The 21843-nt window shown below is 74.5% G+C and carries 19 protein-coding genes, 1 other RNA gene and 1 pseudogene; 8 read left to right on the top strand and 13 right to left on the bottom strand.

The annotated features are described in order from the left end of the window. Positions 1 to 245: 245 nt before the first annotated feature. Both ACFY8O_RS09995 and ACFY8O_RS09990 read right to left on the bottom strand, forming a co-directional pair. Positions 246 to 1244 (bottom strand): aldo/keto reductase, encoded by a 999-nt coding sequence (locus tag ACFY8O_RS09995; protein ID WP_387900436.1) that lies wholly within the window; start codon positions 1242 to 1244, stop codon positions 246 to 248. Between the two features lie 63 nt (positions 1245 to 1307). Then, positions 1308 to 1919 (bottom strand): TetR/AcrR family transcriptional regulator, encoded by a 612-nt coding sequence (locus tag ACFY8O_RS09990; RefSeq protein ID WP_145801822.1) that lies wholly within the window; start codon positions 1917 to 1919, stop codon positions 1308 to 1310. A gap of 107 nt (positions 1920 to 2026) precedes the next feature. Here ACFY8O_RS09990 and ACFY8O_RS09985 point away from each other — a divergent pair, with 107 nt between their 5' ends. After that, a complete protein-coding gene (locus tag ACFY8O_RS09985) occupies positions 2027 to 3472 on the top strand; it encodes an MFS transporter (RefSeq protein ID WP_387900434.1) in 1446 nt (481 codons plus the stop codon). Positions 3473 to 3528: 56 nt separating this feature from the next. Further along, the gene (locus ACFY8O_RS09980) at positions 3529 to 4095 is read left to right on the top strand and encodes a GNAT family N-acetyltransferase (protein WP_387900432.1); all 567 of its coding nucleotides are present in this window, start codon (positions 3529 to 3531) and stop codon (positions 4093 to 4095) included. Positions 4096 to 4169: 74 nt separating this feature from the next. Here ACFY8O_RS09980 and ACFY8O_RS09975 read toward each other — a convergent pair whose 3' ends face one another. After that, on the bottom strand, positions 4170 to 4976 hold the full coding sequence (locus ACFY8O_RS09975; RefSeq protein ID WP_387901080.1) for an inositol monophosphatase family protein: 807 nt from the start codon (positions 4974 to 4976) through the stop codon (positions 4170 to 4172). Between the two features lie 91 nt (positions 4977 to 5067). On the opposite strand from ACFY8O_RS09975, the gene ACFY8O_RS09970 reads away from it, so the two are divergent. Beyond that, a complete protein-coding gene (locus ACFY8O_RS09970) occupies positions 5068 to 5496 on the top strand; it encodes a pyridoxamine 5'-phosphate oxidase family protein (protein WP_145801815.1) in 429 nt (142 codons plus the stop codon). 44 nt (positions 5497 to 5540) lie between these two features. On the opposite strand, the gene rnpB is transcribed toward ACFY8O_RS09970, so the two are convergent. From rnpB to ACFY8O_RS09955, 3 genes are all read right to left on the bottom strand, one after another. Then, positions 5541 to 5940, bottom strand: an RNA gene (rnpB, locus tag ACFY8O_RS09965) — RNase P RNA component class A. An 18-nt stretch (positions 5941 to 5958) separates the two neighbouring features. After that, positions 5959 to 6492: a TetR/AcrR family transcriptional regulator gene (locus ACFY8O_RS09960; protein ID WP_145801813.1), complete on the bottom strand. Its 534-nt coding sequence runs from the start codon at positions 6490 to 6492 to the stop codon at positions 5959 to 5961. 158 nt (positions 6493 to 6650) lie between these two features. Then, positions 6651 to 8090 carry an RNB domain-containing ribonuclease gene (locus ACFY8O_RS09955; RefSeq protein ID WP_387900429.1) on the bottom strand — a complete coding sequence of 480 codons (1440 nt, stop codon included), beginning with the start codon at positions 8088 to 8090 and terminating at the stop codon, positions 6651 to 6653. Between the two features lie 221 nt (positions 8091 to 8311). Between ACFY8O_RS09955 and yaaA the strand changes: the two genes are divergently transcribed. Both yaaA and eda read left to right on the top strand, forming a co-directional pair. Further along, positions 8312 to 9112: a peroxide stress protein YaaA gene (yaaA, locus tag ACFY8O_RS09950; RefSeq protein WP_145801811.1), complete on the top strand. Its 801-nt coding sequence runs from the start codon at positions 8312 to 8314 to the stop codon at positions 9110 to 9112. A 71-nt stretch (positions 9113 to 9183) separates the two neighbouring features. Then, a complete protein-coding gene (gene eda, locus ACFY8O_RS09945; RefSeq protein ID WP_387900427.1) occupies positions 9184 to 9834 on the top strand; it encodes a bifunctional 4-hydroxy-2-oxoglutarate aldolase/2-dehydro-3-deoxy-phosphogluconate aldolase in 651 nt (216 codons plus the stop codon). Between the two features lie 96 nt (positions 9835 to 9930). Here eda and ACFY8O_RS09940 read toward each other — a convergent pair whose 3' ends face one another. From ACFY8O_RS09940 to ACFY8O_RS09925, 4 genes are read right to left on the bottom strand one after another with little or no spacing between them, the layout of a single operon-like run. Next, positions 9931 to 10716, bottom strand: a complete 786-nt coding sequence (locus ACFY8O_RS09940; RefSeq protein WP_145801809.1) for a sulfite exporter TauE/SafE family protein — start codon at positions 10714 to 10716, stop codon at positions 9931 to 9933. 10 nt (positions 10717 to 10726) lie between these two features. Next, positions 10727 to 11989: a bifunctional RNase H/acid phosphatase gene (locus ACFY8O_RS09935; RefSeq protein WP_387900425.1), complete on the bottom strand. Its 1263-nt coding sequence runs from the start codon at positions 11987 to 11989 to the stop codon at positions 10727 to 10729. After that, positions 11989 to 12732 (bottom strand): zinc ribbon domain-containing protein, encoded by a 744-nt coding sequence (locus tag ACFY8O_RS09930; protein ID WP_208765947.1) that lies wholly within the window; start codon positions 12730 to 12732, stop codon positions 11989 to 11991. The genes ACFY8O_RS09935 and ACFY8O_RS09930 overlap by 1 nt, the downstream gene beginning before the upstream one ends. After that, positions 12729 to 13565: a Nif3-like dinuclear metal center hexameric protein gene (locus ACFY8O_RS09925; protein ID WP_145801805.1), complete on the bottom strand. Its 837-nt coding sequence runs from the start codon at positions 13563 to 13565 to the stop codon at positions 12729 to 12731. Before ACFY8O_RS09925 ends, ACFY8O_RS09930 begins: the two co-directional genes overlap by 4 nt. Before the next feature lie 256 nt (positions 13566 to 13821). Here ACFY8O_RS09925 and ACFY8O_RS09920 point away from each other — a divergent pair, with 256 nt between their 5' ends. Both ACFY8O_RS09920 and ACFY8O_RS09915 read left to right on the top strand, forming a co-directional pair. Then, positions 13822 to 15708: a hypothetical protein gene (locus ACFY8O_RS09920; protein WP_387900423.1), complete on the top strand. Its 1887-nt coding sequence runs from the start codon at positions 13822 to 13824 to the stop codon at positions 15706 to 15708. Between the two features lie 762 nt (positions 15709 to 16470). Continuing rightward, positions 16471 to 16905 (top strand): annotated as a pseudogene (locus ACFY8O_RS09915) (response regulator); the annotation flags it as partial. A 21-nt stretch (positions 16906 to 16926) separates the two neighbouring features. Here the strand turns inward: ACFY8O_RS09915 and ACFY8O_RS09910 are convergent. After that, positions 16927 to 18366, bottom strand: a complete 1440-nt coding sequence (locus tag ACFY8O_RS09910; RefSeq protein WP_387900421.1) for an MFS transporter — start codon at positions 18364 to 18366, stop codon at positions 16927 to 16929. 233 nt (positions 18367 to 18599) lie between these two features. Between ACFY8O_RS09910 and ACFY8O_RS09905 the strand changes: the two genes are divergently transcribed. Continuing rightward, the gene (locus ACFY8O_RS09905) at positions 18600 to 20135 is read left to right on the top strand and encodes an MFS transporter (RefSeq protein WP_387900419.1); all 1536 of its coding nucleotides are present in this window, start codon (positions 18600 to 18602) and stop codon (positions 20133 to 20135) included. Here ACFY8O_RS09905 and pepE read toward each other — a convergent pair. Together pepE and ACFY8O_RS09895 are read right to left on the bottom strand one after the other, a co-directional pair. Beyond that, the gene (gene pepE / locus ACFY8O_RS09900; RefSeq protein WP_145801802.1) at positions 20101 to 20829 is read right to left on the bottom strand and encodes a dipeptidase PepE; all 729 of its coding nucleotides are present in this window, start codon (positions 20827 to 20829) and stop codon (positions 20101 to 20103) included. The genes ACFY8O_RS09905 and pepE overlap by 35 nt on opposite strands. A 64-nt stretch (positions 20830 to 20893) precedes the next feature. Next, complete coding sequence (locus tag ACFY8O_RS09895; protein ID WP_145801801.1) at positions 20894 to 21721, bottom strand: IclR family transcriptional regulator; 828 nt, start codon at positions 21719 to 21721, stop codon at positions 20894 to 20896. Between the last annotated feature and the right edge of the window lie 122 nt (positions 21722 to 21843).

The following is a 21843-nucleotide window of genomic DNA, read 5'->3' as shown; positions in this document are numbered from 1 at the left end:
TGTCGCCTCGCCCGGGCGCTGCCCGTCCCGTCCGCGCCGCCGCTTCGACCCGCGCAGGGGCAGTCCCGGCGGCCGGGCGTCGCCGCTCCGGCCTCCGCGGGGTGCGTCCCATCCGGACCGCCGTCCCGGCCGGCCCGGGAGCCAGGTCCGCCGAACGGCACGGACGGACGTGTTCCGTGCCGTTCGGCGGACCTGACGTGCCGTCCGGGACGGTCCCGTACCGGCCCCGCGAGTCCCGCCCGGCATCACACGAGGAGGCCGTCGATCTCCTCCAGCTGCTCGGGCCGCAGAGGTCCGTACGTGAGGGCCGCCGCGTTCTCCTCGACCTGGGCCACCGTCCGGAAACCGGGGATCGGCACGGCCCGGGCGCTGCGGCCCCAGAGCCAGCCGATGGCGCCCTGGGCGAGGGTCCTGCCGTCCGCCGTCAGCACCTCCCGGATCGCCTCGACCCGCCGCGCCCAGTGCGCGGAGGGCACCCCGCCCTCCTCGAACCAGTGCAGCCACTCGGGCGGCGTCGACCGGATGTCCCCGGCTTCCGCCCGCCGGCCGGGCTCACGCCTCCCCGCCAGAAGGCCCATGGCCAACGGGCTGCGGATGATGCTGAGCAGCCCCCGCTCCTCGCTGAGACCGAGCATCCGGGGGGCGTCCTCCAGCACGTTGCAGGCGTGCTGGACAGCCGCGCAGTGCTCCCCCTCGGCGAACAGCGCCGCGCGCTCCGGGTCGTCGGTGCTCCACGCGTACGCCCCGATCAGCCCCTCGGCCACGAACCCCTCGCAGGCCTCGCGCAGCACGGCCGCCTCGTCGGAGGGCGTGTCACCGATATGCAACTGGAAGAGGTCGATCCGGTCGGTTCCCAGTCTGCGCAGGGACGCCTGGAGCGCGGCACGGGCGTAGGCGGGCGAGGTGTCGCGCCCGTCCATGGTCCGGGTCCGCTCGTCGAAGAGGTTGCCCCACTTGGTGGCGACGACGGCCTCGTCCCACCGGCCCGCGAGCGCCTTCCCGAGGACGCGTTCGCTGTGCCCGGCACCGTACACGTCCGCGGTGTCGAAGAACCGCACGCCCAGTTCGAGCGCCCGTCGGACCGCCGCCACCGACTCGTCGTCGTCGACCTTGCCCCAGCCGAGCGGGCTGCCGTCGGGCGTCACCCACTCACCGCCGATCGCCCAGCACCCGAGGCCGAGCGCGCCGACCTCGATCCCGCTGCGCCCCAGTACCCGTGTCTGCCGATCCGTCTCTGTCCGCATGACCGCAGAAGCTACGGGTTGGAGTGCACGAGAGGTCAAGCACCGCGGACCCCCGCCTCCCCGTCAGTTCACGTACACGCCCGCCCTGGCCGCCACCGCGGCCGTCTCGGCGGCACGGTCGGCCACGCTCTCGTCGAGCGGGTCACCGCTGGCCAGCAGCCGGTAGTAGAGGGGGGCCGAGACGGCCCGGATCACCTCGTGGGCGTCGGTGCCGGCCGGCAGCTCACCGCGCTCGACCGCCGCGTCGACACAGCCCGCCCACTCGGCGACGCGCACCTGGTAGAAGCGGTGGAGCGCCTCGGCCGTACGGGCGTCGCACGTGGCCGCCGCGATCACCGCGGCGAAGAGCGGGCCCTGGCGGGCATCGGTCAGCGTCCGCACGACCAGCCGCGCGTTGGCCTTGAGGTCCTCGTCCAGGGAGCCGGTGTCCGTGCGCGGCACGGACTGCTCCGCCATGTCGGAAAGCAGATCGGCGACGAGCCCCGCGGTGGTGGACCAGCGCCGGTAGACCGTCGTCTTGCCCACCTCGGCGCGGCGCGCGACATCGGCCAGGTCGAGCCGGTCGAAGCCCTGCTCGACCAGGGCGTCTCCGGCCGCACGCAGGACGGACTCCCGTACCCGCGCCGTCCGGCCGCCCGGCCGTACCGTGCCCGGCTCCACTTCACCAGCATTCATAACGGGTCTCCAGTTCCATTAGTTGACCGCACCCTGCTACGGTGGCATCCACCTTAACGGAACCGCAGAACCGTTAGGGCTCCTGATGCTCCCGGAAAGGGCACCTCATGTCCACATCCAGCACAGCCCCCGCCGCCGCGCCTCCGCAGGCTCCCGCCGTACGGATGACAGGGCGGCAGAAGCTCGTCCTCGTCCTCCTCCTCGGCGCCCAGTTCATGATCGCGGTGGACTTCTCGATCCTGAACGTGGCACTGCCCGCCGTCGGGGAAGGGCTCGGATTCTCCCTCTCCCACCTCCAGTGGATCGCGACGTCCTTCGCCCTCGCGGCGGCCGGATTCACCCTGCTGTTCGGGCGCGTCGCCGATCTCGTCGGCCGTAAGCGCCTGTTCATGGGCGGCATGGTCGTCCTCGGCCTGTCCTCCGTGCTCGGCGGACTCGCCACCTCCCCCGAGGTCCTGCTCGCCGCGCGTGTGCTCCAGGGCCTGGCGACCGCGGCCGTCACCCCGGCCGGACTCGCCCTGCTCACCACGGCGTTCAAGGAGGGGCCGCTGCGCGAGCGGGCGCTCGGGCTCAACGGCGCCCTGATGTCCGCAGGTTTCACCGCGGGAGCGATCCTGGGCGGGCTGCTGACCGATCTGCTGTCCTGGCGCTGGGCCTTCTTCGTCAACGTTCCCGTCGCCGCGCTGGTCGTCGCTCTCGCCCCCTCCGTGATCACCGACTCGCGGCCCGCCGAGCGGCCGAAGCTCGACGTGCCGGGCGCCGCGACCGTCACCGGCGGCCTGCTGCTGCTCGTGTTCGGGCTGACACAGGCCGGCGAGTCCGGCTGGACCACCCCCACCACCCTGGCCGCCCTCCTCGCCGGTGCCGCCCTGCTGGCCGCCTTCTGGTTCGTGGAGAAGCGGGCGGCGGCGCCGCTGGTGCCCGTGCGCATCCTCCGGCGCCGCAGCGTCATCTGGGGCAACGCCACCGGGCTGATCGCCTTCGTCACCGAGACCTCGCTGGTCTTCCTGCTGACGCTCTACCTCCAGGAGGTGCTGGGCTACTCCCCGCTCGCGACCGGTCTCGCCTTCGGTGTCCTCGGGATCGGCACCGTGGCCGGCGGCATGCTCGGAGGCCGCGCGGTGGGCCGCTTCGGCAACCGGCGCACGATCGTCCTCGGCGGCGTCGTCCAGGCCGTCGCCACCCTCTCCCTGGTCGCGCTCGGCACCTCGGGCGGCTGGATCCTTCTCCTGCTGGCCGCCACCTTCGTCGGCGGCGTCGGCAACATGCTGATGATCGTGGGATTCATGGTCACCGCCACCTCGGGGCTCCCCGACGAGGAGCAGGGACTCGCCACCGGACTGGCCACCATGACGCAGCAGGTGGGCATCACCCTGGGCATCCCGGTCATGAGCGCGATCGTCACCGCCCGGATGGGTACGGCCACCGGGCCCGGCGCGGTGCTGTCCGGAGTCTCCACGGCGGTGCTCGTCAACGCGGCGCTGGTCCTGGCGGGCGCGCTCCTCGCCGGGGCGTTCCTCGGCCGGCCCGGCAAGCAGGCGACCGCCGGGTGATCCACGCGGGTGAGTCGGGCAGGGGCGGCGGACGGATCGGCGGCAGGATGACGCGCATGGCACACCCGCTGACCGTCCCCAGCCTCACCGCAGGAGCCGATTTCGTCCTGCGCCCCTGGGAGATGAGCGACCTGCCGCTCGTGCGCGAGGCGGCGGAGGACGACTACATCCCCCTGATCACGACCATCCCCTCGCCCTACTCCGACGCGGCGGCGCAGGCGTTCGTCCGGCGCCAGTGGAACCGCGCGGCCACCGGGACCGGCTACCCCTTCACCATCGCCCGCACCCGGGACAGGCGGCCGGTCGGCTCCATCGGGCTCCACCTCTGGGACTCCGCCGAGGGCCGGGCGACGCTCGGCTTCTGGATGACGGCGTCGGCGCGCGGCCAGGGGGTCGCGGGCGCCGCGCTGCGCACGGTCACCACCTGGGCCCTGCACGAACTGCGCATCCCCAGGGTCCAGCTCCTCGTCGAGCCGTGGAACACCGCCTCGGTCCGGACCGCCGAGAGCGCGGGGTACCTGCGCGAAGGGCTGCTGCGGGGCTGGCAGGAGATCGGCGGACAACGGCGGGACATGCTGATGTACGCACGGCTGAGCGACGACCGGTTCCCCGGCGGCGGGTGAGCGGCGGGGTTCCCGCGGACGGCGGCCGTGGGATCGGCCCCGACCGCCCTCCTGCCGGGCCGCACCGCGCCGGGTCAGCCACCGCTGCGGATCACCGACATCAGGACCTCGTGGGTCGCGGCGTCGGCGGCGGCCACCAGTCCGCGGGCTCCCCGGCCGACGGGCCTGCCGTCGATCCCGGTGACCACGCAGCCCGCCGCCCGGCACAGGGCGATACCGGCGGCGAAGTGCACGTTCTCGGAGAGGTCCCCACCGTCGGTGACATAGGCGGCACGCCTGCCGGCGGCCACCCAGGCCAGCGCGAGCGTCGTGGACACGACGCGCGGCCGGAATCGCGCGACGAACGTGGGGTGTGCCAGCAGGTCGGTGGCGCGGAAAGCCGGCGCCCCCGGGAACGGTGGATCCAGGTTGACGTCCACGAGCCGGGTGGCCGAGGTGGGCACCAGCGGGGTGTCGGCGCCCTCGTGCCTCAGCCAGGCCGTCCGGCCGTCGGTGGAGAACACCTCATGGGTGAAGGGGTCGGCCACCGCCGCAGGTCCGCCGCGCAGCGCCACGTTGACGGCCACCAGCATGTGGCCGACCGCGTAGTTGAGCGTGCCGCACAGGGGGTCGACCAGCCACCGGCGCTCCGTGCCGGCGGCGCCCCGCTGTCCGCCCTCCTCGCCGAGCAGCGCGTCGGCGGGCCGGGCCGCCCGGATGACACCGACGATCGCCTCCTCGGCCTCCACATCGGCGTCGGTGGCGAAGTCCCCTCCGCCCTTGTCCATGCGGGCGAGGTGGCCGCCGTACTTGGCGCGCACCACGTCGGCGCCGGCCCGCGCGGCGGCTGTCGCCACCTCGGCGTCGCCGGTGGCCGTACGGTCGTCGATCACGCCGCGCAGGCTACCGGAGGCGACACGCCCGGTCGCCGGCGGCTGACGGTGCATAATCTCAGCCTGAACGACGCCTGCCCGCGCACGAAGGAGTCCTTCCGTGGCCTTGTCCCGAGCAGAACGCGAACAGTTCCTGGCCGAACCGCACGTCGCCGCCCTCGCCGTGGACGCCGGGGAGGAGGGCCGGGCCCCGCTCACGGTGCCCATCTGGTACCAGTACGAGCCCGGCGGCGACCTCTGGATCATGACCGGCCGCGACTCCCGCAAGGGGACCTCGATCGCCAGGGCGGGCCGCTTCACCCTCATGGTCGACCGTGTCTCGCCGACCGTCCGTTACGTCTCCGTGGAGGGCCCGGTCGTCGCGACCCTGCCCGCCACCCGCGAGCAGCTGGTGGAGATCTCGTCGCGCTACCTCCCGGCCGAGAAGGTCGAGGGCTACGTCGACTTCGCGTGGAAGGCGCACGGTGAGCAGGTGGTCATCCACATGCGCCCGCAGCGCTGGCTGAGCTCCGACCTGGGCGCCGTCTGACCGAACCGCGCCCCGGGTCGGGGCGCGGCCGGCGAAGCCGAAGGCAGACGAGTCGGGCTGTACGCCGGGTTCTGTCGCCCGGTCGCCTCGCGGCGGCCGGGGAGACGGCCATCCATCTAGGACCGGCATTGCTGCCGGTCTCGTGCGGTCTACCCGCGAACTCGGGCGGGCCGCCCTCGAACGTTCGCGCAGGAGCACCGGGGCGCTCCCTCTTGACCTTGCTCCGGGTGGGGTTTACCTAGCCGTCCGAGTCGCCCCGGACGCTGGTGGTCTCTTACACCACCGTTTCACCCTTACCCAGGACCGGAGTCCCGGGCGGTCTGTTTTCTGTGGCACTGTCCCGCGGGTCACCCCGGGTGGCCGTTAGCCATCACCCTGCCCTGTGGAGCCCGGACGTTCCTCGGGAGGATCCGGAGATCCTCACGCGGCCGTCCGCCCGGCTCGTCTGCCGTGCCGACCATGCTACCCGGCGGGCCGGGCGGTGAAGGCCGCGATGCCCGCCTCCCAGGCCGCCGAGAGGTCGGCACCCGGCGGAAAGCGGCCGTCGAGCTCCAGGACCACCATGCCGTGGGCGAAGGCCCAGGCCGCCCGCGCCCGGTCGATGTCGCCCCCGGCAGCGCGGAACAACGGGGCCGCCGCCGCGTCGGCCGCCGCCGTGGCGGGGAGGGCGCGCCCCATGGTGAGGAGGTAGAGGTGCGGGTGGGCCAGCGCGTAGGCGCGGTAGGCGGTGGCGAGCGCGGAGAAGGAGCCGGGGGCGGCGGCCTCGGCGGTCGCCAGCACCCCCGCCGTCTCCCGGAGCGTCTCCGTGGCCAGCGCCGCCACCACGGACGACTTGTCGGGGAAGTGCTTGTAGAGGGAGGAGGCCTTCACGCCCACCCGGTCGGCGAGCCGTCGCATGGTCAGCGCCTCGGGGCCCTCCGACTCCAGGAGGACGCGTGCGGCGGCGATGATCTGCCGGGGCCTGCTGGCCACGGTGGCGGCGGCGAGGTCACTCACGCGTAAGACCTTCCCTGGTACGGAGTCGGTACGCAGTCCGTAGCCGAAGACGTGATCGTACGAGATACGGACAAGCCGGTCGCCGGGGGACTCGGAACGGCGCCCACGGGTGGGGGACGCACGAGGAAGGCACGGCGCACGCGGGGCGGAGCGCGGCCTCACGCGGGGGCGAACAGGAGCTTCGGTGTGCGGGGGCCTGCCTGGGTGAGCCTGACTCTCAGTCGTTCGCCCAGCGGGAGAGGGGTGCCGGACTCGATCCGGGCGACGATCGCGGGGTCCTCGATGTGGACGGTGCCGACAGCCGGGTCACCGTCCTTGACGTCGATCACAAAGCCGTCGAAGACCTCGCCGACGCGGCCCTCGACCAGGGCCGCCTCGACCAGGTCGACGCACCCGCGTTCGACGGTGCCGGCGCGACGGGTACCGGTGGCCATCTCCTCGGGCAGGGCGGGCAGCGCCTGGAGCACCCACTCCGGGGGCTCGTGACCGGCGGTCGCGGCGAGGCAGAGCTCGGCGGCGTAACGGTCGACGAGGCGCCGCAGCGGTGCGGTGCAGTGCGTGTAGAGCTCGGCGACCGCCGCGTGCACGGCGGGAGTGGGGAGGTGGCCGTGCTCGAACACGCTGTAGCCGGCACCCCGCAGGAGCGTGGTGCAGTCCTGGAGGAACGCGGCGTGGTTGCCCTGCGCCGGGTCGAGCGAGCGCACCACCTCGGCGTACGGGACGTGGTGCGGCCACTCGATGTGCAGGGCCTCGGCCGAGCGGCGGAGCCGGGCGGCGGCTCCGTCGGGGGCGACCGGCAGCGTGCGCAGGATGCCGGTGCCCGAGTCCCGCATGATCCCGGCGGCTGCCATGCCGGTGAGGAGGGAGATCTGGGCGTTCCAGCCGTCGGCGGGCAGGAGCGCGCGGTGGACGAGGTCGTAGCGGCCGTCGCGTTCGACGACCTCCTGCTCGGGTACGCCGAGCGAGATGCCGCCCCGGGCGATCTCCTGCTGTTCACGCAGCAGGCCGATGTCCCGGAGCAGGGCGAGGGGTTCCTCGGCCGTTCCCGTGTCGATCTGCCGCTGGACACCCGCGTGGTCGAGCTTCGCGCGGCTGCGTACGAGGGCCCTGCGCACCTCGGCGGAGACGGTACGGCCCTCCGGGTCGAGGTCGATCCGCCAGAGAGCGGCGGGGCGGGTCTCGCCGGGGAGGAGGCTCGCCGCGCCCTCGGAGAGGACCTCGGGGTGCAGCGGGATCCTGCCGTCGGGCAGGTACAGGGTCGTCACCCGCCGGTGGGCCTCCGCGTCCAGCGCACCACCGGGCCGCACGAACGCGGCGACATCGGCGATGGCGTAGTGCACCCGGAAGCCGTGCGGACGCCGCTCCAGGAACATCGCCTGGTCGAGGTCCGTCGACGCGGGCGGGTCGATGGTGAGGAACGGCAGGTCCGTGGCGTCCTCGTGGCCCGACAGATCCGGCGACCTCGCCGACTCCGCGGCCTCGGCGAGGACGGCGGGCGGGAAGCCGGCGGGCAGACCCAGCTCGGTGCGCAGGGCGCCCAGGGCCGCCCGCAGCGGAGTGCCGTCCGTACCGGTCACGCGAATCTGGCGACGGGGCATGCACCGAGCGTAGGCCGGGGTGGGGGCGTCGGCATCCCGGCCTCCGGCCCCGCCGGGGCCCCGGGTCCGGCCGCGCGGACGGGCGGCGGCACCGGTCTCCGGGCTCCGCGACAGGGGCGTGACGCCGGCGTCCCGGGCGGCCGGTGGGGCCACGGCCCGTACCCTTGCCGGGGGCTCCCGTGCGCGACGGGACCCTGTGCCGCGTATGAAGGAGAACTCTCGTGCTCGTGCTGTTGCCGCCCTCCGAAGGTAAGGCCGCCTCGGGGCGCGGGGCACCGCTCAAGCCGGAGTCCCTGTCCCTGCCGGGCCTCGCCGGGGCGCGGGCCGCGATCCTCGACGAGCTGGTCGAGCTGTGCCTGGCGGACGAGGAGAAGGCGCGCGAGGTGCTCGGGCTGAGCGTGGGCCTGCGGGGCGAGATCGCCAAGAACGCCGCGCTGCGCACGGCCGGCACCCGGCCCGCCGGGGAGATCTACACGGGGGTCCTGTACGACGCCCTCGGCCTGGCCACGCTGGACGCGGCGGCCCGGCGCCGCGCCAGGGCCTCGCTGCTGGTCTTCTCCGGGCTGTGGGGCGCGGTGCGGGTGGACGACCGGATCCCGTCGTACCGCTGCTCGATGGGGGTGAAGCTGCCGGGCCTGGGCGCCCTGAACGCGCACTGGCGTGCCCCCATGGCGTCGGTCATGCCGGAGGCCGCCGGGGACGGGCTGGTCCTGGACCTGCGCTCCTCGGCGTACGCCGGGGCCTGGAAGCCGGCGGGTGCGGTGGCCGAGCGCACGGCGAGCGTGCGGGTCCTCCAGTCGCGGATGGTGGACGGGGTGGAGAAGCGTTCCGTGGTCAGCCACTTCAACAAGGCGACCAAGGGCCGGATGGTCCGCGATCTCCTGACGGCCGGGGCCCGGCCCGCGGGTCCGGCGGAGCTGGTGGAGGTGCTGCGCGACCTCGGATACGTCGTGGAGGCGCAGGCCCCGGCGCGGGCGGGCCGGGCCTGGACCCTCGACGTGGTGGTCACCGAGATCCACTGACCCGTCGATCGGCGTTGCAGCATACGCAACGCTCGTTGCGCAGTGTGCTGTCCGCGCGGCAGGATGAGTCCATGACCTCCTCCGCGCCCGCCGCCGTGTCCGCTTCCGTACTGGATCTCGCCCCTGTCGTGCCCGTCGTCGTCCTGGAGGACGCGGCCGACGCGGTGCCGCTGGCCCGCGCCCTCGTCGCCGGCGGACTGCCCGCCATCGAGGTCACGCTGCGGACGGCCGCCGCCCTGGACACGATCCGGGCGATCGCCGCGGAGGTGCCGGATGCCGTGGTGGGCGCCGGCACGGTGATCTCCCCGGCCCACGTGACCGAGACCGTGGCCGCGGGGGCGCGCTTCCTCGTCAGCCCGGGCTGGACCGACGGGCTGCTGGACGCGATGAAGGCCTCGGGGGTGCCGTTCCTGCCGGGCGTCTCGACGACGTCCGAGGTGGTCGCCCTGCTGGAGCGCGGCGTCACCGAGATGAAGTTCTTCCCGGCCGAGGCGGCCGGGGGCACCGCCTATCTGAAGGCGCTCTCCTCCCCCCTTCCGCAGGCCCGTTTCTGCCCGACGGGCGGCATCTCGCTCGCCTCGGCGCCGTCCTACCTCGCCCTGCCCAACGTCGGCTGCGTGGGCGGCAGCTGGATGGTTCCCGGCGACGCGGTGGCGTCCAAGGACTGGGCGCGCGTGGAGCGGCTGGCGGCGCAGGCCGCGGAGCTGGGGCGCACGGCCTGACGCGGTGCAGGGCCCGGAGTACACGGCTCGGCGCCGTCGCATCGCATCGGCCCTGACACCACCGTGCGGTGGGCCCGAGCGGTGCCGGGCCCCGTCTCAGCGCACCGCCTGGACCGCGTACAGGAGTCCGACGCCCAGCGCGAGGACGCCGAGCAGGAGGCGCAGCCCCTTCTCGGGAAGGCGCGGTTGCAGCCGGGCGCCGAGGTAGCCTCCGCAGAGTCCGCCGAGGCCGCAGACCAGACCGAGGGGCCAGTCCGGCGCGATGTCGCCCGTCGCGGTGAGGGACAGCAGCGCGTAGGTGCCCGCCCCCGCAAGGGACGTGACGAAGGTGCAGGCCAGCGCGGCGGGCGCGACCCTGGCGACGGGGACCCCGCGGCCGACGAGGATCGGGCCGAGCAGAGAACCACCGCCGATGCCGTAGACGCCACCGGCGGCGCCGACGGCCAGGGCGAGCCCGGCGGTCGCGCGGGGCGAGGGCGGCCGGACGGCATGAGCACCCCGGGCGGGCCTCAGCGTACGGGCGCACAGCCAGGCCCCCAGCGGGAGCAGCAGGACGGCGATGAACGCGCGGAAGACGGTGGGCCCGGGCACGGCGAAGACCCTGATCACGGCGCCCGCCACCACGCCCGGTACCGCGCCCGCGACGAGCAGCCGGGTCAGCGGACCCCGCAGCTGTCCGCTGCTGCGGTAGCGCAGCAGCGCCCCGGGGCACGACACCACGTTGTACAGCAGGTTGGTGGGCGTCACTGCGGGGCTGGGCACGCCGAGGACGCTGACCTGGACCGGCAGCAGGAACACCGCCCCGGACACCCCGACCGGTGCGGTGGCCAGCGAGATCAGCAGCCCCGCGACGAAGCCCAGGATTCCCGTCGGCCAGCTCACCTCGGGGTCGTCACCGCAGGTGCGAGGTGTCGTTGAGGAGCCGCACCGAGGGGTTCCCGTCCGCGTAGTACGCCACCGTCGAGACGGACGCGGGCGAGAGCTCCATGCGGAACAGCGACTCCGGCGGGGCGCCGAGCGCGAGACGTACCAGGGTCTTGATGGGCGTGACGTGGGTGACGAGGAGCGCCGTGCGGCCCTTGTGGCGGGCGACCAGCCGGTCGCGCGTGACCGAGATCCGCTCGGCGACCTCGGCGAAGCTCTCACCTCCGCCCGTGGGCGCGGCGTCCGGCGACGCCAGCCAGGCGGTGAGGTCGGCGCCGTGCCGCTCACGCACCTCGGCGAAGGTCAGGCCCTCCCAGGCCCCGAAGTCGGTCTCCCGCAGTCCCTCGTCGACGGCGACCTCCAGGCCGAGCCGGTCGGCGACGGCCTGCGCGGTCTCGCGGCAGCGACGCAGCGGCGAGCTGACGATCTCCTCGACGGTGCCGCGCGCGGCGAACGCTTCGGCCGCGCAGGCGGCCTGGTGGCGGCCGGTCTCCGAGAGCGCGGGGTCGCTGCCGCCGCTGCCCGAGAACCGCTTCTCCGGTGTCAGGGCCGTCTCGCCGTGCCGCAGCAGGACGAAGGTGGCGGGCGCGCCCAGATCCGGTGCGCTCCCCCAGCCCATCTGCGGCGTGGCCGAGGTGGCCCGCGGGGCCGCCTGGGCCGGGCGGGCGGCGGCCATCGCGGCGCGGACCTTCGCCGCGCCCGCCACCGCGTCGCCGGGCGGGCCGGCCGGAGGCGCCGGCTCCGGGAGGGCCGCCGTGCGCGCCGTCCCCCTGTCGGCCGTCGACGACGCCGCGTCCCACTGCTCGCCCCGCCCGCCCGCGTCCATCGCCTCGTTGGCGAGGCGGTCGGCGTGCTTGTTCCGCTCGCGCGGGATCCACTCGTACGTGACCGAGGAGGCGGGCAGGATGCTCGCGGCCTCCGCGGCGAGCGGCTTCATGTCGGGGTGCTTGATCTTCCAGCGCCCCGACATCTGCTCGACCACCAGCTTGGAGTCCATCCGGACGCGGACCTGTACGTCCGTGTCCGGGAAGAGCTCCCTGACCGCCTTCAGCCCGGCGATCAGGCCCCGGTACTCGGCGACGTTGTTCGTCGCGACGCCGATGTACTCGGCGGCCTCGGCGAGGGTCGTCGCGTCGTGCGGGTCGAGGACGACCGCGCCGTACCCCGCGGGCCCCGGGTTGCCCCGGGAGCCCCCGTCGGCCTCGACGACCAGCTGGCGGGGAGCGGGCATTACAGTCCCGAGTCCGGGGTGCGGACCAGGATGCGGTGGCAGTTCTCGCAGCGCAGCACGGTGTCGGGGGACGCGGCCTTCACGTCGTTGACCTCCGTGATGTTCAGCTCCAGGCGGCAGCCCTCGCAGCGGCGCTGGTGGAGCCGGGCCGCGCCGACGCCGCCCTGCTGGGCGCGGAGCTTGTCGTAGAGCTTGAGCAGGTCGGCGGGGACGGCGCCCGCCACGACCTCGCGGTCCTTGGCCACGGTCGCGGCCTCGGCGTCGAGCTCCCGGGTGGCGGTGTCCCGGCGGACGATCGCGTCGTCGACCTTGGCCTGTACGGCGCTGACGCGCTCGGTCAGCTCGGCGACGCGCTCCTGGGCGGACTCGCGGCGCTCCATGATCTCGAGGACGACGTCCTCCAGGTCGCCCTGGCGCTTGGCGAGCGAGGTGATCTCGCGCTGCAGGCTCTCCAGGTCCTTCGGCGAGGAGACCGCGCCGGAGTCGAGCCGCTGCTGGTCGCGGACCGCGCGCTGGCGCACCTGGTCGACGTCCTGTTCCGCCTTGGTCTGCTCGCGGGTGGTGTCGCTCTCCTCGGTCTGCGAGGCGACGAGCAGGTCGCGCAGCTGGGCGAGGTCGCTGGTGAGCGCGTCGATCTCGGCGTGCTCGGGCAGGGACGTGCGCTTGTGGGAGAGCTGCGACAGACGTACGTCGAGGGCCTGGACTTCGAGGAGTCGGATCTGGTCGGCGGGCGCGGCGTTCAGTTGGGGGCTCCAGAAGAGTGGTGGGTGGTCCAGGGGTCGGTGACCTGCTTCGAGACGTGGACCCGCAGGCCCCATCCGTGGCGGTCGGAAATCGCTTCGAGCTGCGCGGCGGCCTGCTCGCACCAGGGCCATTCGGTGGCCCAGTGCGCGGCGTCGACCAGGCCGAGCGGCGAGTGCTGGACGGCCTCGGAGGCCGGGTGGTGGCGCAGGTCCGCCGTGAGGAAGGCGTCCACGCCCGACGCGCGTACGGCGTCGAAGAGGCTGTCGCCCGACCCGCCGCTCACCGCGACCCGCCGCACGACGGCGTCCGGGTCGCCTGCCAGCCGGACGCCCTGCGCGGTGGCGGGCAGCCGGGCGGCGGCACGGGCCGCGAAGTCGCGGAGGGACTCGGGGTGGTCCAGTTCGCAGATCCGTCCCAGACCGCGGCGGCCACCGGTGTCGGTGGGGTCGGGCACGAGCGGGCCGGTGACCCGCAGGTCCAGGGCGGCGGCGAGCGCGTCGGAGACCCCGGGGTCGGCGGTGTCGGCGTTGGTGTGCGCCACGTGCAGGGCGATGTCGTGCTTGATGAGCCCGTGCACGACCCGGCCCTTGAAGGTGGAGGCGGCGACCGTCGTCGTACCCCGCAGATAGAGCGGGTGGTGGGTGACGATCAGCTGGGCGCCGAGCTCGCGGGCCTCGTCGGCGATCTGCTCCACGGGGTCCACGGCGAAGAGGACGCGGCTGACCTCCGCCCCGGGATCACCGCAGACCGTGCCGACGGCGTCCCATCCTTCGGCCCGCTCGGGGGGCCAGAGGGCGTCGAGCTCGGCGATGACTTCAGACAGACGGGGCACGGAGGAAAGGCTACCTGTCCGCCGTGCCCCACCGCCCCTGGCGGCCGGAGCCCAGGAGGGCGGACCGGCGGCCGGTGCGAATCGTTACGTGCGGGGGCCGCCGCGGCGCGCCGCCCTGCCGCCTTCCGGCAGCACAGTTGCCCCCTCCTCCGCAGGCGAATCCGGACATGGGCACCCTTATGTGTGAAGTGGTGTGGCTCGTGTTGTCCGGTGGGGAGTGCGAAACCTAGCTTCGGTGCCCGGAGGTGACCGCACCATGACTGCCTGTGTCATCGAGAACACGATCGCCGGGGTCGCCGGAAGCGCCACGACGACGGAACCCGTGCCCGCTCCCGCGGACGCGGACGAGCCGGCCGAGCCCGAGAAACCCCCAGCCGTGGATGCCATGGACGGGCCCGCCGCGGACGCGGACCGGGAGAGGGGCACGCCGCCGCCCGGTGCGGGTGAGGAGCAGGCCGCGACACCGGCGTACGGGACCGGAACGCACCTGCCGACGGAGCCCGGCACCCCTGTGCGCACCGCCCCCGGCCGAACCGCTGCGCCGGACACGGTGAGGGCCTCCGCGGGCGGCACGGACCGGGGCACGGCCGCCGGGGCCGACGCCGGGCCGAGGACCACGGCATCCCCGCACACACCGGTGGCACCGCCCGCCACCCCGGTGGCGGCGCCGAGCGCACCCGGGGCGACCCGGGGCGGCGTCGTGTTCCAGGGGATCGTCCCGTCCCAGGGCAGTAGCGTCACCTCCCTGCCGCTCATCCCGCCCATGCCGTCGGTCCCGCCCCTGGTGCCCGGCGCGCCCACCATCCTGATGCCGGGCGCACCCGCCACCGCGCCGCCGGCCCACCGGGCGCCGAGCGCCCCGGCGCCCGAGGCGCCCGCCGCCCCGCAGCCGGGCGCCCCGGCGCGGAGCGCGCCCACCACGACGATGCCGAGCGCACCCCCGCCCGCGAAGGCGAGCGCGTCCGTCGGCTCGGTCCGGGGCCCGGCCCCGAGCGCACCCGCGCGTCCCGCCGCCCGCCCGCGCCTCGTGCCGCCCGCGCTCACCATCGCCGCCGACCGGTCCTACGCCGCCCGCCTCACCGCGAGCGACCGGGAGGCGGCCGAGCCGGCCTGGTTCCCCGAGCGCTGGACCCTGGACGGCCCCGAGCCGTACGCCGTGCCGCTCCCCCTCGGACAGCCGGAGACGGCCGACTCCGACGTGCTGCCGCTCTCGGACGGCCGGGTCCTGATCCGGCGCCGGGTGGCCGACCGGCACGCCTTCTCGCTGCTCTACCCCACGGGCCCCGGCACCGGTGAACTCCCCCTGGGCTCCCTGGAATGCGCGGACCTCACCCTGCTGCCCCCGCCGCCGGACGGCATGAGCGCCTTCGCGCTGGTCCCCGGAGAACGCTCCACCGGCGTCTGGCTGGTGGCGGGCGGCGCCTTCGGGCCCGAGCACGTCGCGGACGTGCCCGGACTCTGCTCGGGCGGGGCGTGGCTCGACCGCGAGGGTCGTCTCCTCGCCCTGGACCGGCAACTGCCCGGCGGCGGCCCGGTGAAGGCCGTCGCCGTCGATCTCGAGCGGGGCGGCGAGGTGACACCGCTCCTGCAAATCGCTCCCGGGAGCGACGACCGGCTGCTGCTCGCCGACGCCGACAGCGGCCTGCTGCTGATCCGCTCGGACGCACCGGGGCACGAGCGCCTCGGCTGGGGCGTCCTCGGCAGCTGCCTTCCGGTGCGTTTCCCCGAGTGCCTGCGGCCGGCGGACCTGGCCATCACCCCCATCGCCGTCCAGCCCGGCCAGATGCTCATGCCGGAGAGCTGCGCGGTCGCCCTGCGGCTCGACGGGGCCTCGGGCAGCTGGGTGGGGCTGTGGCGGCCGGCCGGGCGGCGGCTGCACCAGGTCGCGGCACCGGACGGCTGGCTGACGGGTGCGGCGTTCTGGAGCAGGGAGGGCACGCTGCACCTGCCGTACGCGCAGCCCGGCGCACCCTGCGCCCTGGCCGTCGTCGAGGCCCCGGCGGAGTCGGATGCCGAGGCCGAGGAGGCGCACCGGTCCGGCACGAACGGAACGGAACCGTCCGCGGCCTCCGGCACTCCTGGTGTGTGCAGGCCGGTGCCGCTGGGCCAGGCGCCTCTCACGGGCAGCGCGGCGGTCGGCTGACAGCTGTGGGCCGGGTCGTACACTCTGCCCCCGGGCCGCGCGGCGGTTCGCACGGTGCCGAGGGTGACCGAGCGACGGCCGTGGGGCTTGCGACGTACAGGTAAGCGATTTTTACGGGGTGACTTTCCCAGATGTCTGAAGCCCGAATCGACGCGACCCAGCTGCCTCCGCCGGGGGCGGACAGGGACCGGGCCGAGGCCGGCGGCGCCGGAAAACACCGAGGGGGCGCGTCGGCGGAGAACTCCGCCGTGCAGCCGCACGGCCGCCACCGCCGCCCCTCCGAGGGGGGTGGCAGCGCCGCGGCCTGAGAACCGCGCCGTACGAGGCCGAGGGCCCTTCGACAGCTCCCGAGCTGCCGAAGGGCCCTCGGCGCGTCCGGACCGTGCTCCACCGGCCGGCACGCCGCCCGGGCGGGAGCCGTCTCCGCCCTCCGGGACCTCCCCGGACCGCGCGCGACCGCCCGCCCGCGGGTCGCTCCGGGCGATGTCCGCCGACCGGCGCCCTCCCGGGCCACGACCGCCCGGCCACCACGTCCCCGGCACCCCTTGGGGACCGCGACCACCCTGCCGCCGCGCCCCCGGTCCATGTCCGCGGGCCGTCGCAGCCCTCGGACTCCGACCACCCTGCCGCCGTGCCCGTCCCGCACCCCGTCCGCACGGCCCCCGCGTCCCCGAGGCGCACCCCTGGGCCGGCGGCGGCGCCGCACGGGTGTTCCAGCGCGCCGGGTCACCCTGCGCGGCCTAGTCTGACGCTGTGAACGAGATGCCCCGGGAGACCCGGCCGGCCAGGTCCGTACGCATCCTGCTCGCCGAGGACCGGGGCACGGCGCGGAGCGCGCTCGCGCTGCTGCTCGGCATGGAGCCGGGCTTCGACGTGGTGGCCGAGGTCGCCGACGGGGACCGGGTGGTGGACGCGGCCCTGACCGCCCGCCCGGACGTGGCGCTGCTGGAGGTGGGGCTCCCCGGCCTCAGCGGCCTGGACGCCGCGGCCCTGCTGCGCGACGAGGTGCCGGACTGCCGCGTGCTGATCCTCGCGTCGTCCGCCGGCCCGGGGAATCTGCGCCGGGCGATGGAGGCCGGGGCGGTGGGCTTCCTCGTGAAGGACGGCCCGGTCGGGGAACTCGCGAAGGCGGTGCGGCGGGTGCTGACCGGGGAGACCGTGATCGACCCCGCACTGGCCGCCGCCCCCGAGCCGCTCTGAGCCTCCGCTCCGGGGTCCTCAGGCGACCGGGCCTTTCCGCTCGGCCGTCCCCGGCAGCCAGAGGAGCATCATCAGAGCCCCGGCCACCAGCACCACGGCCGACGTACGGAAGGCCAGGGCGTAGCCGGCCGTGATCTCGGCCGCCCCCGTGGAGCCTCCGGTGCGGGCCGCCGCGACGGTGGAGAGCACGGCGAGGCCCAGCGCGCCGCCCATCGTGCGGGAGGTGTTGACCAGGCCGGAGACCAGTCCGGCGTCGCCGGGTGCCGCGCCGGAGGTGGCGAGCGCGGCCAGCGGGGTGGAAGCCAGTCCGGCCCCGGCCATCATCAGGACGCCGGGGAGGCAGACCGCCGTGAGGTAGTCGCCGTGCACCCCCATCGTGGACTGCCAGCCGAAGCCGGCTGCGGCGACGAGGGCGCCCGCCACGGCCAGGGTCCTGGCACCGGTCCTGGCCATGATCCTGGGGGCGGCCTTCGCGCCGATGAAGATGGCGGCGGAGCTCGGCACGAGGGCGAATCCGGCCTCCAGGGGGGTGTAGCCGAGCACGTTCTGGGCGTAGACCGTCATGAAGTACCACATGCCGAAGGACGCCGAACCGAGCAGCAGCATCGAGACGTTGGCGGCCGAGACGGTGCGGACACCCAGGATGCGCAGCGGCATCAGCGGCGCCGCCGTCCTCGCCTCCACCAGGACGAAGAGCCCGAGCAACGCGAGTCCGGCCAGCAGGGGCACCAGGGTCGCGGCGGCGGCCCAGCCCTCGGCCTCGGTCTGCACGATGCCGTACGCCGTCGTCGCCAGCCCCGCCGTGACGAGAACCGCCCCCAGCAGGTCGATGCGGCGCCGGTCACCCGCCCGGCTCTCGGCCAGCCACACGGCTGCGCCCGCCAGGACGAGGGCCCCGACCGGCACGTTGATGAGCAGGACCCACCGCCAGGAGAGGAAGTCGGTGAGCACTCCCCCGACCAGCCCGCCGGCCGCCCCGCCGCCCGCGCCGACCGCCATCCAGGTGCCGATCGCCCTGGTACGGGCGGGCCCCTCGGGAACGGCGGAGGTGAGGATGGTGAGCGTCGCCGGGGACAGCACGGCGGCGCCGAGGCCCTGTCCCGCGCGGGCGGCGAGCAGGTGCCACTCCTCCTGGGCGAAGCCGCCGGCCAGCGAGGCCGCGGTGAAGAGGCCGAGCCCGGTCAGGAACATCCTCTTGCGGCCGTAGATGTCCGCGGCCCGTCCGCCGAGGAGCATGAACCCGGCGAAGGCGATGGAGTAGGCGTTGACGACCCATTGCAGACCGGGCCCGCTCAGGCCGAGGTCGGCACGCATCGACGGCAGCGCGACGTTGACCACGGACACGTCGAGGACGACCAGGAACTGGCCGGTGCACGCGGCGGCGACCACGGCCCAGGTGCGGGTTCTCGACCGGGCGGGCAGCCGCGTGGGCGTGGAGACGTCAACCATGCGTGTCATACTCGCAGGCTGCCCGCGCCCCGTACATCGGTTTCCGGGCCCACGCGGGCCCGGTCCCGGGGCGTAGGACTTTTTACGGACTGCCCTGTTTTCACGCCCCGTTCACCGGAATACCGCGTGCCTACGGAAACGTTCAGCATGCACACACTTGGTGCCGGCGCAGTCCGTCGGCCACCGCCCCGTGCTCCACCCGCTCTTCCTTCCTCACCCTTCCCTGCCCGGAGGCCATACGTATGCAACGGACGACGAACGAACGGCACGCCGGGGAGGCGCTTCCCGACCCGCGCCGGCGCGGGAGCGGCGGCGTCGTCCCCGTCCTCGCGTTCGCGGGGATCACCGTCGCGGTGATGCAGACCCTGCTCGTCCCCGTCATCAAGGACCTGCCGTCCCTGCTCGGCACCGAACCGGCCGACGCGACCTGGGTGATGACGGCCACCCTGCTCGCCGGGGCGGTCGCCACCCCGATCATGGGCCGCCTCGGCGATCTGTACGGCAAGCGGCGGATGCTGCTCGCGAGCCTCGTCGTGATGGTGGTCGGCTCGCTGATCTGCGCCTCCACCGACGATCTCGTGATCATGATCGTGGGCCGGGCGCTCCAGGGCTTCGCCATGGGCGCCATCCCTCTGGGCATCGGCATCATGCGCGACGTGCTGCCGCCGGAGAAGCTCGGCTCGGCGATGGCCCTGATGAGTTCCTCCATAGGCGTGGGCGGCGGACTCGCGCTGCCCGCAGCCGCGCTCATGGCCCAGCACGCCGACTGGCACGCGCTCTTCCTCGGCTCGGCGGCACTGGGCGTGCTCGCCATGACGCTCACCGTCCTCGTCGTGCCGGAACCGCCGCTGCGCGCTCCCGGCCGCTTCGACCTGCCGGGCGCGCTGGGGCTCTCCCTCGGCCTGGTCTGCCTGCTGCTGCCCGTCACCAAGGGCGGCGACTGGGGCTGGACCTCCGCACCGACACTCGGCCTGATCGCCGCGTCCCTGGTGATCCTGGTGCTGTGGGGACTCTTCGAGCTGCGCAGCCCGGCGCCGCTGGTCGATCTGCGGACCAGCGCCCGGCGTGAGGTGCTGCTCACCAACCTGGTCTCGATCATGGTCGGGGTCGCCTTCTACGCCGTGTCGCTGGTGCTGCCGCAACTCCTCCAGCTGCCCACCTCGACGGGTTACGGACTCGGGCAGTCGATGGTGGTGGCGGGGCTGTGCGTGGCGCCGCTGGGTCTGACGATGATGTTCGTGGCCCCGCTGTACGCCCGGCTCTCCGCCCGGCGCGGCCCCAAGGCGTCCCTGGTGCTGGGCATGCTGGTCATCGCCGTCGGTTACGGCGCCGGGCTCGGCCTGATGAGCGCCGCCTGGCAGACCGTGGTGATCGCGGTGGTCCTCGGAGCCGGCATCGGTCTCGCGTACTCCTCACTGCCCGCGCTGATCATCGGGGCGGTCGACGCGTCCGAGACCGGCGCGGCCAACGGGCTGAACACGCTGATGCGCTCGATCGGCACCTCGCTGTCGAGTGCGGTCATCGGCATGGTGCTGGCGAACACCTCGGTGCGCGCGGGCGGGGTGGACATCCCCACCATGGAGGGTTTCCGGACCTCGTTCGTGATCGCCACCGGGGCGGTGCTGATCGGCCTGGCACTCGCCGCGTTCCTGCCGAAGCGGCAGCCCGCGTCCCCGGTGCTGCTGGCCAGCAGTGCCGGGGACGCGCTCGCCGCCGCGGAGGCAGCCGCCGCGACGGTGCCGGTCAGCGCTCCGGAGCGTCGAACCTCGGCTCCGTAGCCAGCAGCCGGGACACGTCGGTCCCGGCCGCGAGCTCCTGCGGCCGGGCACCACGGCTGAACAGCCGCGCGGGACGGGCTCCCTGGACCGTCGCCGCGCCCTCGCGGACACGGAGCCAGGAGCCCTCGCGCAGCCCGAGCACGGGGACGTCGTTCTCCTCCAGGAATTCGGTGAGCCGCTCCTCGCGGGTCTCCCCCTTGTGGGTGCTGGCCGGGTCCGGGTCCAGGTAGTGCGGGTTGATCTGGAACGGCACCAGCCCCAGCGCCTCGAAGGACGGCGGCTGCACGATGGGCATGTCGTTGGAGGTGCGGAGGGTCGGCGCGGCCATGTTGGTGCCCGCACTGGCACCCATGTACGGCAGCCCGTTCCGCGCGGCGTCGCGCACCGCCTCGCGCAGGCCGGTGCGGTACAGGGCGTCCAGCAGCCGGAAGGAGTTGCCGCCGCCGATGAACACGGCGTCGCAGGCGGCGAGTTCCGCCAGGGGGTCGGCGTTCTCGTGGACACCGCGCACGCTGATGCCGGACGGTTCCAGGGCCGCGCGGACGCGCGCGGTGTAGGCGTCGTGGTCGGCCAGCGCGTAGGGCACGAACGCCAGCCGGGCGTCCGCCGGGAGGAACGCGGTGACGGTGTCCCGCGCGTGTTCCAGATAACCGCGGCCGTACTGGGTGGAGTTGGAGAGCAGCAGCAGATTCACGGGTGTTCCTCGTGCGGGTCGGACCGGCGGCATCAGACGCCTGCCGGGCGGGGTACGGGCAGGGTCAGGTGCTACGGGGGCGGCCCGCGCGGGACTTCGGCCGCTGGGGCGGGTGGGTGAGCCGCTGCTCCAGCAGACGGGCGGCGTGGCGCAGGGCGTCGAGCCGGTCCTCCGGCGCACCCCGGAAGCGGTCCTCTCCCCCGCCGAGGCTGAGGCTGCCGTACGGCTCGCGCCCCAGGAAGACCGGGACGGCCACGGTGGCGACACCGGTGTCGTACTCGCCGACGGTCCACGCGTACCCCTGGGCGCGGATCTTCAGGAACTCCTGCTCCAGCAGGTCCGCGTCGGTGACCGTGCGGTCGGTGAAGCGGGCCATGGGGCGGCCCCGGAAGAGCCGGTGGCGCTGGTCGTCGGGCAGGTAGGCGTAGAAGGACTTGCTGGTGGCCCCGGCGTGCGCCGGGTAGAGCTCGCCGACCAGCGGGTAGTAGCGCAGCGGGCCGGTCTCCCCCTCCTCGGCGGCCACGCACCGCATGTGGAAACTGTCGGGCAGGCAGAACAGGACGGTGTCGCCGGTGGCCCGGCGCAGTTCCTCCAGCACCGGTGCGGCCAGCAGCTCCAGCGACCCCGAGCGCTCCCAGAGCCGGCCGAGCCGCAGCACCGCAGGCCCGATGCGGTAGCGACGGGTGACCGGGTCGGACACCAGGAAGCCGCGCCCGGCGAGCGTCGCCAGCAGGCGCTGGGCGACCGAGGTGTCCCAGCCGAACTCCTCGGCGACCTCGGTGACACCCCAGTCGGGCCGGGTCCGCTCGAAGGCGAGCAGCACCAGGAGCGCCCGGTCGACGGTTTGCAGGGCTCCGGCAGGGGTGCGCCGGTCCAGATCGAAGTCGGCCATCAGCATCTCACCATTCAGACCTGAATTGCAGATAACGGGAAAGAGTTGCGTTCCACGGTAGCCGATCCCGAATGTTGCTCCAGCACCCCGCCCCGCGCTTCCCCGCAGGAGCGCCGGGCGGG

Origin of the sequence: Streptomyces argenteolus (assembly GCF_042902585.1) — a bacterium.
GTDB classification, from domain to species: domain Bacteria; phylum Actinomycetota; class Actinomycetes; order Streptomycetales; family Streptomycetaceae; genus Streptomyces; species Streptomyces argenteolus.
Note: the sequence above shows the minus strand (reverse complement) of the source record. Positions and strands in the feature narration are given on the sequence as shown.

What these genes read in the sequence shown, in the direction of transcription:
- ACFY8O_RS09995 (WP_387900436.1), bottom strand. Translation starts at nt 1,244, where the DNA reads ATGCGGACAGAGACGGATCGGCAGACACGGGTACTGGGGCGCAGCGGG.
- ACFY8O_RS09990 (WP_145801822.1), bottom strand. Translation starts at nt 1,919, where the DNA reads ATGAATGCTGGTGAAGTGGAGCCGGGCACGGTACGGCCGGGCGGCCGG.
- ACFY8O_RS09985 (WP_387900434.1), top strand. Translation starts at nt 2,027, where the DNA reads ATGTCCACATCCAGCACAGCCCCCGCCGCCGCGCCTCCGCAGGCTCCC.
- ACFY8O_RS09980 (WP_387900432.1), top strand. Translation starts at nt 3,529, where the DNA reads ATGGCACACCCGCTGACCGTCCCCAGCCTCACCGCAGGAGCCGATTTC.
- ACFY8O_RS09955 (WP_387900429.1), bottom strand. Translation starts at nt 8,090, where the DNA reads ATGCCCCGTCGCCAGATTCGCGTGACCGGTACGGACGGCACTCCGCTG.
- eda (WP_387900427.1), top strand. Translation starts at nt 9,184, where the DNA reads ATGACCTCCTCCGCGCCCGCCGCCGTGTCCGCTTCCGTACTGGATCTC.
- ACFY8O_RS09935 (WP_387900425.1), bottom strand. Translation starts at nt 11,989, where the DNA reads ATGCCCGCTCCCCGCCAGCTGGTCGTCGAGGCCGACGGGGGCTCCCGG.
- ACFY8O_RS09920 (WP_387900423.1), top strand. Translation starts at nt 13,822, where the DNA reads ATGACTGCCTGTGTCATCGAGAACACGATCGCCGGGGTCGCCGGAAGC.
- ACFY8O_RS09910 (WP_387900421.1), bottom strand. Translation starts at nt 18,366, where the DNA reads ATGACACGCATGGTTGACGTCTCCACGCCCACGCGGCTGCCCGCCCGG.
- ACFY8O_RS09905 (WP_387900419.1), top strand. Translation starts at nt 18,600, where the DNA reads ATGCAACGGACGACGAACGAACGGCACGCCGGGGAGGCGCTTCCCGAC.
- ACFY8O_RS09895 (WP_145801801.1), bottom strand. Translation starts at nt 21,721, where the DNA reads ATGGCCGACTTCGATCTGGACCGGCGCACCCCTGCCGGAGCCCTGCAA.